Raw genomic sequence first — 13288 nt, forward strand, 5'->3', positions numbered from 1 at the left:
TTTGTTTAGTTTTGAGGGGATTACCCTCAAGCACCCTAGCGGGTGCGACTTTGTTCTTTGAAAACTGGATATCATTGTTGTAAATGTTTTAAATTGCCGAGAACACAGCGTATTTGTATGAGTTTCTAATAATAGAAATTCGCATCGCATAACCGCTGACGCAAGTCAGTACAGGTTAAGTTACAAAGGGCGCACGGTGGATGCCTTGGCACTAGGAGCCGATGAAGGACGGAACTAATACCGATATGCTTCGGGGAGCTATAAGTAAGCTTTGATCCGGAGATTTCCGAATGGGGGAACCCAGTACACATCAGTGTATTGCCTGCAAGTGAATACATAGCTTGTTGGCGGCAGACGCGGGGAACTGAAACATCTCAGTACCCGCAGGAAGAGAAAGAAAACTCGATTCCCATAGTAGCGGCGAGCGAAGTGGGAAGAGCCCAAACCGAGAAGCTTGCTTCTCGGGGTTGTAGGACTGGACATTGGAGTTACCAAAGTTCGACGTAGTCGAAGTCAGCTGGAAAGCTGCGCCATAGAAGGTGAAAGCCCTGTAAACGAAACGGCGGACCCTCCGTCCAGGATCCTGAGTACGGCGGAACACGTGAAATTCCGTCGGAATCCGGGAGGACCATCTCCCAAGGCTAAATACTCCCTAGTGACCGATAGTGAACCAGTACCGTGAGGGAAAGGTGAAAAGCACCCCGGAAGGGGAGTGAAACAGTTCCTGAAACCGTGTGCCTACAATTAGTCAAAGCCCGTTAACGGGTAATGGCGTGCCTTTTGTAGAATGAACCGGCGAGTTACGTTTGCCTGCGAGGTTAAGATGAAAAGTCGGAGCCGGAGCGAAAGCGAGTCTGAACAGGGCGCTTCAGTAGGTAGATGTAGACCCGAAACCAAGTGACCTACCCATGACCAGGTTGAAGGTGTGGTGAAACACACTGGAGGACCGAACCCATGTATGTTGAAAAATGCTGGGATGAGTTGTGGGTAGCGGTAAAATTCCAAACGAACTTGGAGATAGCTGGTTCTCTCCGAAATAGCTTTAGGGTTAGCCTCGGAGGATGGATCATGGAGGTAGAGCACTGTTTGAACTAGGGGCCCGTCAAGGGTTACTGAATTCAGATAAACTCCGAATACCATTGATCTTACTCCGGGAGTCAGACAGTGAGCGATAAGGTCCATTGTCGAAAGGGGAACAGCCCAGATCACCAGTTAAGGTCCCTAAATTTATGCTAAGTGGAAAAGGATGTGGCGTTGCACAGACAACTAGGATGTTGGCTCAGAAGCAGCCACCATTTAAAGAGTGCGTAATAGCTCACTAGTCGAGTGGCACTGCGCCGAAAATATACCGGGGCTAAGCATAATACCGAAACTGTGGGTGCACCCGTCAGGGTGCGCGGTAGGAGAGCGTTCTAAGGGCGTTGAAGGTCGATCGTGAGGACGGCTGGAGCGCTTAGAAGTGAGAATGCCGGCATGAGTAGCGAAAGATCAGTGAGAATCTGATCCACCGTATGACTAAGGTTTCCTGGGGAAGGCTCGTCCTCCCAGGGTTAGTCGGGATCTAAGGCGAGGCCGCAAGGCGTAGTCGATGACAAGCAGGTTGAGATTCCTGCACTAGTTTATTTTGTTTAAGCGATGGAGGGACGCAGGAGGCTAAGGAAAGCGCACGGCTGGAAAAGTGCGTCCAAGCAGTAAGTCCGGTAGCGAGTGAAATGCTTGCCGCCTTAAGGACAAGCTGTGATGGGGAGCGAAATTAAAGTAGCGAAGTTCCTGATGTCACACTGCCAAGAAAAGCTTCTAGTGAGAAATAAACTACCCGTACCGCAAACCGACACAGGTAGTCGAGGAGAGTATCCTCAGGTGAGCGAGCGAACTCTCGTTAAGGAACTCGGCAAAATGACCCCGTAACTTCGGAAGAAGGGGTGCTGACCGCAAGGTCAGCCGCAGTGAATAGGCCCAAACAACTGTTTATCAAAAACACAGGTCTCTGCTAAATCGTAAGATGATGTATAGGGGCTGACGCCTGCCCGGTGCTGGAAGGTTAAGAGGATGAGTTAGCGCAAGCGAAGCCCAGAATTGAAGCCCCAGTAAACGGCGGCCGTAACTATAACGGTCCTAAGGTAGCGAAATTCCTTGTCGGGTAAGTTCCGACCCGCACGAAAGGCGTAATGATTTGGGCACTGTCTCAACGAGAGACTCGGTGAAATTATAGTACCCGTGAAGATGCGGGTTACCCGCGACAGGACGGAAAGACCCCATGGAGCTTTACTGTAGCTTGATATTGAGTGTTGGTACCGCTTGTACAGGATAGGTAGGAGCCGTAGAGATCGGAACGCTAGTTTCGATGGAGGCATTGGTGGGATACTACCCTAGCTGTATGAACACTCTAACCCGCGCCACTGATCGTGGCGGGAGACAGTGTCAGGTAGGCAGTTTGACTGGGGCGGTCGCCTCCTAAAATGTAACGGAGGCGCCCAAAGGTTCCCTCAGAATGGTTGGAAATCATTCGCAGAGTGTAAAGGTAGAAGGGAGCTTGACTGCGAGACTGACAAGTCGAGCAGGGACGAAAGTCGGGCTTAGTGATCCGGTGGTTCCGTATGGAAGGGCCATCGCTCAACGGATAAAAGCTACCCTGGGGATAACAGGCTTATCTCCCCCAAGAGTCCACATCGACGGGGAGGTTTGGCACCTCGATGTCGGCTCATCGCATCCTGGGGCTGTAGTCGGTCCCAAGGGTTGGGCTGTTCGCCCATTAAAGCGGTACGCGAGCTGGGTTCAGAACGTCGTGAGACAGTTCGGTCCCTATCCGTCGCGGGCGCAGGAAATTTGAGAGGAGCTGTCCTTAGTACGAGAGGACCGGGATGGACGTTCCGCTGGTGTACCAGTTGTGCCGCCAGGCGCATCGCTGGGTAGCTATGAACGGAAGGGATAAACGCTGAAAGCATCTAAGTGTGAAGCCCCCCTCGAGATGAGATTTCCCATTCCTATATGGAAGTAAGACCCCTGAAAGATGATCAGGTAGATAGGCTGGAAGTGGAAGTGCAGCGATGCATGGAGCGGACCAGTACTAATCGGTCGAGGACTTAACCAAGTAAAGCGCAAACTGGTGCTAAGCCAGCGCGCGCGTTTCGATGAAATGCGTTAAGTTCCGGCAATGCAAACCAACAACAATGATAGCCAGTTTTGAGAGCGCAAAGTTCTCATAAGTGTGGTGGCGATAGCAAGAAGGATACACCTGTTCCCATGCCGAACACAGAAGTTAAGCTTCTTCACGCCGAGAGTAGTTGGTGGGAAACTGCCTGCGAGGGTAGGAAGCTGCCACGCAAAGATAAGATCCGGTCATTGACCGGATCTTTTTTCGTAACTAATAATTCAATGCGACGGATTTGATGAAAGCGTTGAAGAACGCTTGAAAACACTCATTAATGAGTGCTAAATTGCAAGAGCAGGTATAGAAACGAGGTCCGGATAATGCCAACAAATGCGACAAAGACAACACTAAAATCTTTGACAGCCAGAGGCACTGTTGTTGTTGATTTTTGGGCGCCGTGGTGTGGCCCATGTAAAATACTTGAGCCCATATTAACGGCATTGGAGGCGGAGTTATCAGGCCTAACCATTGTCAGATACAATGTTGAAAAAGATCCTTCCTTACCGCAGACGATGGGTATTATGTCGGTGCCAACGTTGGTGGTTTATCAAGATGGTCATGCCAAGGAAAAAGTGACCGGTGTCTATGCTAAGGAGAAACTCAAACGTTACTTTGAAAAGAAGCTAGAGGCCGGGCGATGACAAACGTGATGAAGCAAAGTAAGGTGAATGACCAAAATCAGGTTCTAGCTACATGCTTATTAGCAGGCCGGATTATGATTGAAGGCGGTTCGGAGATGTATCGTGTGGAAGATACGATGCGGCGAATTGCCGTTAATGCGGGACAGCCGGATACCTTGGTTTTTACCACGCCTACCGGAATCTTCGCCAGCATTGAAAACCAACCCTATATTCAAGAGCGCCCGATTAACAAGCGATCAATTGATATGGAGAAGGTCGCCCGCGTTAATCAATTGTCGCGCTCGTTTGCGGCAAAAGAAATTGATTTGGGTGATTTGCATGCGGCTTTGACGCAGTTGGATCAGAATACCCCGTTTTTTCCAATATCATGGCAGATTCTGAGTGCTGCCGTGGTGAGTGTGACGCTAATGATTCTGTTTGCGCAAAAATATGATTGGTTTGATATCCCCTTAGCAGCTGTTGTTGGTGCGATCGGCTTTTGGGTCGATATCAAGGTTAATACGATCACGAATATCCGTTTTATCAGTGAACTTTTAGGTGCCTTGGCTGTCGGATTAACTGCATGGATTGGCGTCAGGCTGGGATGGGGACATAGCCTCGATAACATTATCATTGGTGCCATTATGCCGTTGGTGCCCGGCGTTGCCATTACGAATTCGATTCGTGATATGTTGGCTGGACACTTGTTATCCGGCATGGTAAGAGGAATGGAATCGATTCTCAGTGCTTGTGCCATTGGGGTTGGCATTGCGATTATTTTTCGATTCTTTTAGTAAAGGAGGCAGGCGGTTTGTCATGGATATTCGCGTTACTTATTCAGCTATCTTTTAGTTATTTGGCAACGGTGGCGTTTGCGATTATCATTAATGTCCCGCGAAAGGCGCTTAATCTCGCTGGTTGGTCGGGAATGATGGGTTGGTTGGCATACTGGCTGTTGATGGAAGCAGGAATCGGGCGGATGATGGCGAATCTGACTGGCGCATTTGTCATTGGGTTATGCGGCATTTTTTTTGCCCGCTATAAAAAGATGCCCGTGATTATTTTTAATATCCCGGGATTTGTTCCGCTTGTGCCTGGCGCAATTGCTTATCAGGCAGTGCGTGCAGTCGTGATGGGGCAATTGAATGCCGCCTTGCGTTATGTGAGCCGCGTCATCATGATTGCGGGTGCGATTGCTGTTGGCTTCATGTTGGCGCAACTGCTGTCGGAATTATTATACAGACGCGCTGTTTTGAAACCCAAAAAGTGATACAATACTCATATGCGATGAGTCGAGTAAGCATGTATCAATGCTGAAAGAAGCAGCTGACAGGTTAAGAGCCACCCGCCGGATTTGTGGGGTCAGCGATCTCAAGGTTGTGGAGCCAGCGAGATCCTATCCAAGTTTTTGGATACTGCAAGAGGCAGTCAGATAATTTATCTGGCTGCTTTTTTTAAGTGCTCAACAGGACAGCTTGTTTTTAATTTGTTTTTTAAAAAGTTTTCCCACGAGCAAATCCGTTATTTATTAATAAAATTATCAGAAATAGCGTGCAATTTTCCCGGGTGAAAATCGGCGTGAATATAAATAGATTTTGCTTCATGATACAGACGTAGACGCCTCGACATAAACGACTATCAAAAAGTTTAAAATTTAAGTTGACTTTTTAAGTGAACCAGATTAATATTCTAACCAATCATTAATCTTACTTGAAAGAAGGCGGGTCTATGTCAGTCATGTGTATGTCAGCAGGCACGATGTCTGTTGGGGTTATTAATCATTTAGCCTTGTTGCTGATGTCAGGGACCCGACCGTTTGATCAATAGCGATCAGCGTATCGAGCCCCGTCTTCGCATTGGCAATGGGGCGCTGATACAGGCACCCATTCGTTGGAATGGGTGCTTTTTTTCTTCGAGATTAATGACAATTCGCGGATAGACGCAAAGGGGGAACCAAAATGGCGAAAAAGTTTCTAAAGACGATTATCAGCACAGGGATGATTGCGGCATCAGTATTGGCCTTATCAGGATGTGCGACCAAAAGTGCTGCGAATAAGGGTAACACGGCGGGCAGCACCATTAAGATTGGGGTCAATATGGAATTATCCGGGGCTGTAGCTGGCTATGGCGAACAGGAAAAGCAAGGCGTTGAGTTGGCGGTCAAACAGATTAATGCAGCAGGTGGCATTAAGGTTGGCAACAGCAAGAAGAAGATCACGGCGATTTATCGTGATAACAAGTCCTCAACCAGCGGAGCCGCATCCGTTGCTGCTCAGTTGGCTAATAGTGATAAGGCGGTCGCAATCGTAGGGCCGGCAACCACTAACGACGGCACGGCATCCATCCCGAATGTAACAAAGGCTGGGGTGCCAATGGTTGGACCAAGCGCGACGGATCCAAACTTTACCTTGCAAAAAAATGGCAGCGTTCAAAAGTATGTTTTCCGCGCTTGTTTCACCGATGCCTTCCAGGGTGAAAAAGCAGCAGTCTTTGCTAACGATACCTTGAAAGCTAAAAACATTGCAATCATCGCTGATAACTCGACTGATTACGGAACCGGTTTGGCAAAAGCATTCAAAAAGAAGTTCGCCGGCAAAGTGGTCGCGACCGAGTATTATCAATCCGGCGATAAAGACTTTAACGCGATGCTGACGAATATCAAAAATAAAAAAATTGATGCCATTTACGCACCTGGCTATTATTCAGAGCTTGGCCTTGTGATCAAACAAGCGCGGCAGGCAGGCATTAAGGTGCCAATTATTGGTGCCGATGGGATGGCTGATCCAAAACTTGCCAAGATTGCCGGAGCCGAAAATGCAACTGATATTTATTACACCACGCCATTTTCAACGTTGAGTGCAAATCGCAGCAGCTTGGTTAAGAACTTCCTGGCTAACTACAAGAAGCAATACAACGCAAATGCCCCGACGTTCTCGGCACTGGCTTATGATTCGGTTTACATGATCAAGCAAGCGATTGAAGATCAAAAGTCTGCTGATTCGGCTAGCATCGCAAAGGGCCTAGCTAAGATCAAGAATATGCCCGGCGTTACCGGTACGACGACTATTGACAGCAAGCATAATCCGGAAAAGCCGATCGCGGTTGAAGAATTGACACAAGGCAAAATCACAAAGGCGTATACGGTTAAATAATGCGCCTGTTGGAATTGCAAAAGGGGGTTACATCGCTTGCAGACCATGATGCAACAAATTATCAATGGACTTTCACTCGGCAGTATTTATGCCTTGCTTGCACTGGGCTACACCATGGTCTATGGGATCATCAAGTTGATCAACTTCGCACATGGTGATATCTACATGCTCGGTGCTTTCTGGGGCTATTACGCGATTAATTATCTCCACTTTGGGTTTGTGACGGCGCTATTGTCAGCCATGTTGATGGCCAGTCTTTCAGGGGTATTAATCGAATATCTGGCTTATCGCCCGTTACGTAACTCGCCGCGAATTGCCGCGTTGATTACGGCCATTGGGGTTTCCTTTTTCCTTGAAAATGGGATGTCGTTTTTGTTTGGCGCGAATGCTCGTAACTTTCCACAAGTCATCGCGACCAAAACGTATCATCTCGGCGGGGTGGATATTTCAAACGTCCAGTTGTTGATTTTATTCACTTCGCTGGTTTTGATGATACTGCTTCAATTTATCATCAAAAAGACAACGATGGGAAAGGCGATGCGTGCGGTTGCGGTTGATCCGCAGGCGGCTCAGTTAGTCGGCATTAATCCGGATCACGTCATTTCCTTTACTTTCGCGTTGGGATCGGCATTGGCCGGGGCGGCTGGTGTCATGATCGGGCTGTATTACAACTCAATTGATCCTTTGATGGGTATGGTACCAGGCATCAAGGCCTTCGTTGCGGCGGTTGTCGGCGGTATTGGCTCGATTCCGGGAGCGGCCATCGGTGGTTTCTTGATTGGTCTGCTTGAAACCGGTGTCCAGGCAATTGGCTTGTCCGCTTACAAGGATGCGGCCGTTTATCTGGTTCTGATTTTAGTCCTCGTCGTCTTACCAGCCGGGTTGTTTGGCAAACGTCAACGAGAGAAGGTGTGAGCTGATGCTTAAAAACTTACGCAGCAAATTAATCTGGTTGGCGATCATGGTGGCTGGCTTTGTCTTGATCGATATTGGCGAGTTTACCGGAATCGTCAACAGTTTCATTGAAAATGCGCTCGTCACGATCGGTATCAACATTATTTTGGCAGTTGGCTTAAACCTCATTATCGGCTTTTCCGGTCAGTTTTCATTGGGTCACGCCGGGTTTATGGCAATCGGAGCGTATGCGACTGCTATTGTCACGCAAAATATGGCGACCCCGCTTGGCTTTTACCTTGCCATGCTACTGGGGATGGTGATTGCCGTGATTGCCGCGTTAATTGTCGGCATTCCGACCCTGCGCTTGCGTGGTGACTATCTGGCTATTGCAACGATGGGGGCAGCTGAGATTATTCGCGTTATTATCAATAATCTGAAAATCACCAATGGGCCAGCAGGCATGTTCAATATTCCGCCGCTTGCGTCTTGGCCCACAGTATACGTGTTGATGTGTGTTACCACCGTGGTCATTGTCAACTTTGTGCATAGTCGCTCAGGACGTGCGATCATGGCGATTCGCGATGATGATATTGCCGCAGAATCGATCGGGATCAACCCGACCAAATGGAAGTTGGCCGCGTTTGTGTTAGGTGCCGCAACAGCTGCCATTGGCGGATCCTTACATGCTAGTTATTTGCAGACCATTGCACCGGGCGACTTTGGCATTATGAATTCTATTTCACTCTTGATTATTGTCGTGCTAGGCGGTGTCGGTAGTATGACTGGGACGTTTGTGGCGGCAATTGTTCTAGGCGTGATCGACACGGTTTTGCAGAACTTCGGGACGTTGCGCATGGTCATCTACGCGTTGGCTTTGATTTTGTTGATGGTCTTTAAGCCGTCCGGACTACTGGGGCATTATGAGCTTTCTTTTAGCCGCAAACGGCGCGCGCGAAAGGAGGCGGCGTCATGACCAAGCAATTGGTAGTCGAGCATGTTAGCAAAGTCTTTGGTGGACTTAAAGCAGTAGCAGATGTCAGTTTAACCATTGATCAAGGTTCCTTGATTGCGTTGATTGGGCCAAACGGTGCCGGGAAAACCACACTGTTCAACATGCTGACCGGCGAATCCGGACCGACAACCGGTAAAATCACACTTAACACAGCAACCGGTGCCGTCGATATTACCAAAAAGAAGGCTTTTCAGGTGGCTAAACTAGGCGTTGCCCGGACTTTTCAGAATATTCGACTGTTTGGGGCGATGTCGGTTAAGGAAAACGTCTTGGTGGCTAGAACCCACCTGTATCACGAAAGTTTTCTGGGAACGGTTTTGCGCTTACCGCAGTTTTATCAAAAAGAGCGGGCAGTCGGAATGGCGGCTGATGAATTGCTCACATTTTTCGAACTCAATGATGTGGCTGATGAACCGACTGCCAGCCTGCCATATGGGACGCAGCGGCGGGTGGAAATTGTGCGTGCCGTTGCTACTAAGCCGCAACTACTTTTTCTAGATGAACCGGCCGCGGGGATGAATCCTGAAGAAACGGCTGATCTAAGCCGCCTGATTGCCCGGGTGCGGGAACATTTTGGCATCACGGTGGTTTTGATTGAACACGATATGTCACTGGTCATGAATCTGGCAGAGTATATCTATGTTCTTGATCATGGAGCGATGATTGCTGAAGGTACGCCGCAAGCGATTCAGCGCGATCCGCGGGTTATCAGTGCGTATCTGGGAGGTGAGGTGCATGCTTGATGTCAAAGACCTAGTCGTCAATTATGGCGGCATTCAGGCAGTTAAAGGGGTCAGCTTTCGCGTGCAAACCGGCGAAATTGTGGCCTTGATTGGGGCGAACGGGGCCGGGAAGAGTACGATTCTAAAAACAATTTCCGGATTGTTACGGCCGCGTTCCGGCACCATCCTCTATGAAGACAAGAATATCGTGGGGATGGCAGCAGCCAAAATCGTGAAAATGGGCATCTCGCAAGTACCAGAAGGACGCCACATTTTTGCCGGGTTGACGGTGAGTGAGAACTTGCAGATGGGGGCATTCGGACTAAAGGACAAACAAGTCGCCAGTGATCAACTGGCGGTCGTCTATGATCGGTTCCCGGTTTTAAAAGAACGTCGCAATCAAGACGCGGCGACCCTTTCCGGTGGGGAACAGCAGATGTTGGCGATGGGCAGAGCGTTGATGGCCCGGCCAAAATTACTCTTACTCGATGAACCTTCAATGGGCTTGTCACCGATCTTTATTCAGGAAATTTTTGATATTATTACCAAGATTAAAAGCCAGGGGACGACCATTTTGTTAATTGAGCAAAATGCTAAACAAGCACTGGCCGTGGCTGACCGCGGGTATGTTTTAGCAAGCGGCACGGTGAAGTTAACCGGCACCGGGGCCGATTTGCTGGCAGATCCGGCAGTTCAGGCGACCTATCTGGGAGCGCAACCGGCGACCTGAGGCAGATAAGATGTTATTTTGCAGACGAGCAGCGATTGGAGCTGCTCGTCTTTTTTATAAAAAAATTGTATCGATTGGTGTACGCGTGTAGCATGATATCGGCAGAGCAAAGACATCAACACCATCGCATCTGCTTTGGTACCCTTGAAAGGGAGGATAAGGACTTGAACTTAATCGCGCACCAACAGTGGCTGGTGGACTTTTACGAAAAGCGCCACTGGTATCAATATTCACCGTTCATTCGGCTCAACTTTCTCACGGAGGAAACCGGCGAATTATCGCGGGCGATACGAGCCATTGAAATTGGCCGTGATCATCCGGGCGAGCCGGTTCAAAACGAAGCAGACCTCGAGGCTAACTTGAAAGAAGAACTAGCAGACGTGTTGGATCAGGTTTTAATCTTAAGCGCTAAATTTAAGATCGATCCCAATGATTTGTTGGCGCAAAGTGAACATAAATTGAAGGCGCGTTTTAAGCAAGATGTTTGAGCCAATGTGATTGCGTCAATGAGCGGTGGTCACTTGGATTGTCTGAAAAGTGTCCATAGAAAAACGGTTCTGGCAAACTGATGCCGGAACCGTTTTTGCTGGGAGCCTGTTAGGGGTGATTATTGATTTTGCCCCCCATCGCCCGGTGCTGGACCAACACCGCGGCCGCTACCGCCTGTTCCCGGACGAACGCCTTGTTGATTTGGTGTTGCAACCATGTATTGACTAATCAGACTAACAATCTGTCGGTTTTGCGGCAAGGCGCTATGGTTGGCATCGTCGCCTGAGACGGTAATCTGGGTATAATGGGCAACCTGATTTTGGAAAATATACTTACCGGCTTCGACACTTTCGATCGGCACCGTGCCATCGCCATCCAACGTTTCGGTTCCGGCAATCGAGTAAACGGTTAGACTGCTCGGAAGTTTGTTGCGACTGGTTATAAAGTCATTGAGCATCTGTGTCCGGTTATCCGGATTACTTTCTTCGAGGTTATACGGAGTGCCAATGGTCATTAGCCGAGTCATTTGAACATCTGAATCGTTGTAATATTTTTCTAGAAAAAGCGTGAAAATGAGTCCGCCATTACTGTGGCCGATACCGCGGAACCGATTGAAATTGTATGTCTTGGCCAGCTGCTTAAACGCGATATTGAACCATTCGGCCTGCTTCTTAATATTGTTGTAACCATCTTTATTATTTTCAAATGCCACAACGATATAAGGTTCGGTATCACGGGCTGCGATTTTGCCACTATAGGTCATGGTGCCATTTGTCTTCACCGTGATCTTTAAAAGACTATGACCGGTTGTTTGCGCATTGAGTTGCGTGATTAACGTGTTAAAACGGTCTTCGGTGGCCGAACTCCCCGGAATTAAGATAATTGGCTGCATTCGGGAATTGTGAACTACACGCGCAGATTTAACGTTTTGCGCCATCCACTGAGTTGCGGGAAACACGACAGCACCCATTGCAAGTACGCTGAGAACAAGCAAAAGCCATTTGCGCCAATGTTTAATCATGATGACCACCCACTTTTGCCGATTCAAGATTGATGGTTTCGGCTAACCGGACAAACGGGACATAAATGAAGACTGAAATGACCAGACACAAGACTGCGACTAATAATGCGACAAGATTGCCATTGGTTCCCAGAAACGCGATTAAAGGTCCCGGGGTTGTCGCCGGGACCGTGTAAACAGAAGGCGGCATAAGATGCAGTCTGATGGCAGTCCAGGCAATGGCCATGTTGATCAGCGGGGTGATTAAAAACGGAACCAGCATGATCGGGTTAAGCATCACCGGCCAGCCGATCAGAACCGGTGAGCTGACATTTACCAAACCCGGAAACAACGATAACCCGGCGATGCGACGTGATGCCTTTGACCGGCCGACCCAGAGCGTGGCGATAATCAATGCTAAGGTCATGCCCACACCGCCAAAGCTGGCAAACGGACGATAAATCGTGCCCATCGTGATCGGATTGGGAACGTTAAATAAATCGGCATGTTCCAACGCATAATTCAAATTGGCGGTCGCCGTGGTGCTGCCTGATTGAACCATCAACGGATTAATCGGACCTTCAATCCCGGCCCACCACATCAAAGCATTAATCGTCGTGACAAGTGCAAGTCGCAGTGAAACGTGGGTTAAGTGAGCAGCCGGGAATTGAAAGACCACGTAAAAGAGGCCCACAAACCCTTCTGTTGAAACAAAACCGAGTCCGTAATTAATGACCACGCAGCTAATGAGTATCAGGAGCATCATCCAGGTTCCCCGTAATCCGCGACTGACAAGCCCGGCGATGGTATAGCGATGTGAAGGTTCTTCTAAATCCGCCCGCGTGAAGCGAAAAAGCCAGCCAATCAGTAACCCGAAGATAATCGCAATGAACAAGCCGCGATAGCCCAGATTGTTCATTTGAAAAACTGATTGGGCATTCCGGCGCGTTTCAAGATTGAGAATTAAAAAGGCTCCGACGCTTGTGATGGCAGCTAAAGAATCGTCCTTCTTATACGATCGTGCAACATACTTGGCAACAAAAAAGGCAGTCATAACGGCCATTAAGTTAATGGTGACATTTTCGATGGCGATCAGGAGTGTGCGCATCTGGGTATAAAAAGGAATGACCTTGTTGAGATTATAAATGACGGCAAAAAAACCGTTACGCGAAAAAACACTCAGCTCAAGCATTTGTGCCCATGCGCCGATCACGACGAACGGAAAAATGACAGCAAAAGTTTGTTGAAGGGCACGATAAGTTCGAGTTTGCCGCAGCCGAACACTATTTGCTACGAGCATCGGAAGCAATCTTTTTGTGAGATTGCTCATGACTGCCATCTCCCTTGATTTGTTGAACACCTATTACTGTTATTCTAACAAATATTATTGTAATCGAGTAGTTTTATGACGGACAGGACGGCGAGTTTGGCAAACGAGAAGATGACACATTGACGAACGTGACTCGAGCAATGGCGATGTGGGTTCACTTGTTACTTTTGTTGCAGCGTATGCAA

General features: G+C 48.5%; 11 protein-coding genes and 2 rRNA genes. 11 read left to right on the forward strand and 2 right to left on the reverse strand.

Annotation, left to right across the window (positions count from 1 at the left end):
- Positions 1 to 173: 173 nt before the first annotated feature.
- The 11 genes from EL173_RS01500 to EL173_RS01550 all read left to right on the forward strand — a co-directional run bounded on the left by EL173_RS01500 (position 174) and on the right by EL173_RS01550 (position 10772).
- Positions 174 to 3091: ribosomal RNA gene (locus EL173_RS01500) — 23S ribosomal RNA — on the forward strand.
- Between the two features lie 116 nt (positions 3092 to 3207).
- Positions 3208 to 3324: ribosomal RNA gene (gene rrf / locus EL173_RS01505) — 5S ribosomal RNA — on the forward strand.
- A 147-nt stretch (positions 3325 to 3471) separates the two neighbouring features.
- A complete protein-coding gene (locus EL173_RS01510) occupies positions 3472 to 3792 on the forward strand; it encodes a thioredoxin family protein (protein WP_005691293.1) in 321 nt (106 codons plus the stop codon).
- Positions 3789 to 4565 (forward strand): threonine/serine exporter family protein, encoded by a 777-nt coding sequence (locus EL173_RS01515; RefSeq protein ID WP_005691294.1) that lies wholly within the window; start codon positions 3789 to 3791, stop codon positions 4563 to 4565. Before EL173_RS01510 ends, EL173_RS01515 begins: the two co-directional genes overlap by 4 nt.
- 17 nt (positions 4566 to 4582) lie before the next feature.
- Positions 4583 to 5041, forward strand: a complete 459-nt coding sequence (locus EL173_RS01520; protein WP_005688223.1) for a threonine/serine exporter family protein — start codon at positions 4583 to 4585, stop codon at positions 5039 to 5041.
- Between the two features lie 688 nt (positions 5042 to 5729).
- Entirely contained in the window at positions 5730 to 6923 is a 1194-nt protein-coding gene (locus EL173_RS01525; RefSeq protein WP_005691296.1) for an ABC transporter substrate-binding protein, read from the forward strand.
- Between the two features lie 36 nt (positions 6924 to 6959).
- On the forward strand, positions 6960 to 7838 hold the full coding sequence (locus tag EL173_RS01530) for a branched-chain amino acid ABC transporter permease (protein WP_005688221.1): 879 nt from the start codon (positions 6960 to 6962) through the stop codon (positions 7836 to 7838).
- 4 nt (positions 7839 to 7842) lie between these two features.
- Positions 7843 to 8793 (forward strand): branched-chain amino acid ABC transporter permease, encoded by a 951-nt coding sequence (locus EL173_RS01535; protein ID WP_005688220.1) that lies wholly within the window; start codon positions 7843 to 7845, stop codon positions 8791 to 8793.
- Complete coding sequence (locus tag EL173_RS01540) at positions 8790 to 9575, forward strand: ABC transporter ATP-binding protein (RefSeq protein WP_005691298.1); 786 nt, start codon at positions 8790 to 8792, stop codon at positions 9573 to 9575. The genes EL173_RS01535 and EL173_RS01540 overlap by 4 nt, the downstream gene beginning before the upstream one ends.
- Positions 9568 to 10284 carry an ABC transporter ATP-binding protein gene (locus EL173_RS01545; protein WP_005691299.1) on the forward strand — a complete coding sequence of 239 codons (717 nt, stop codon included), beginning with the start codon at positions 9568 to 9570 and terminating at the stop codon, positions 10282 to 10284. The genes EL173_RS01540 and EL173_RS01545 overlap by 8 nt, the downstream gene beginning before the upstream one ends.
- Before the next feature lie 164 nt (positions 10285 to 10448).
- Entirely contained in the window at positions 10449 to 10772 is a 324-nt protein-coding gene (locus EL173_RS01550) for a MazG nucleotide pyrophosphohydrolase domain-containing protein (RefSeq protein ID WP_014571073.1), read from the forward strand.
- 119 nt (positions 10773 to 10891) lie between these two features.
- On the opposite strand, the gene EL173_RS01555 is transcribed toward EL173_RS01550, so the two are convergent.
- Entirely contained in the window at positions 10892 to 11794 is a 903-nt protein-coding gene (locus EL173_RS01555) for an alpha/beta hydrolase (protein WP_005688216.1), read from the reverse strand.
- On the reverse strand, positions 11787 to 13103 hold the full coding sequence (locus EL173_RS01560) for a PTS sugar transporter subunit IIC (protein WP_014571074.1): 1317 nt from the start codon (positions 13101 to 13103) through the stop codon (positions 11787 to 11789). The genes EL173_RS01555 and EL173_RS01560 overlap by 8 nt, the downstream gene beginning before the upstream one ends.
- Positions 13104 to 13288: the final 185 nt, after the last annotated feature.

It is taken from the genome of Lacticaseibacillus rhamnosus, from assembly GCF_900636965.1.
In the GTDB taxonomy this organism is placed as follows: Bacteria; Bacillota; Bacilli; order Lactobacillales; family Lactobacillaceae; genus Lacticaseibacillus; species Lacticaseibacillus rhamnosus.

Excerpts from the sequence above, each read along its gene's own strand:
- EL173_RS01510 (WP_005691293.1), top strand. The coding sequence starts at position 3,472 with ATGCCAACAAATGCGACAAAGACAACACTAAAATCTTTGACAGCCAGA.
- EL173_RS01515 (WP_005691294.1), top strand. The coding sequence starts at position 3,789 with ATGACAAACGTGATGAAGCAAAGTAAGGTGAATGACCAAAATCAGGTT.
- EL173_RS01525 (WP_005691296.1), top strand. The coding sequence starts at position 5,730 with ATGGCGAAAAAGTTTCTAAAGACGATTATCAGCACAGGGATGATTGCG.
- EL173_RS01535 (WP_005688220.1), top strand. The coding sequence starts at position 7,843 with ATGCTTAAAAACTTACGCAGCAAATTAATCTGGTTGGCGATCATGGTG.
- EL173_RS01540 (WP_005691298.1), top strand. The coding sequence starts at position 8,790 with ATGACCAAGCAATTGGTAGTCGAGCATGTTAGCAAAGTCTTTGGTGGA.
- EL173_RS01545 (WP_005691299.1), top strand. The coding sequence starts at position 9,568 with ATGCTTGATGTCAAAGACCTAGTCGTCAATTATGGCGGCATTCAGGCA.
- EL173_RS01555 (WP_005688216.1), bottom strand. The coding sequence starts at position 11,794 with ATGATTAAACATTGGCGCAAATGGCTTTTGCTTGTTCTCAGCGTACTT.
- EL173_RS01560 (WP_014571074.1), bottom strand. The coding sequence starts at position 13,103 with ATGAGCAATCTCACAAAAAGATTGCTTCCGATGCTCGTAGCAAATAGT.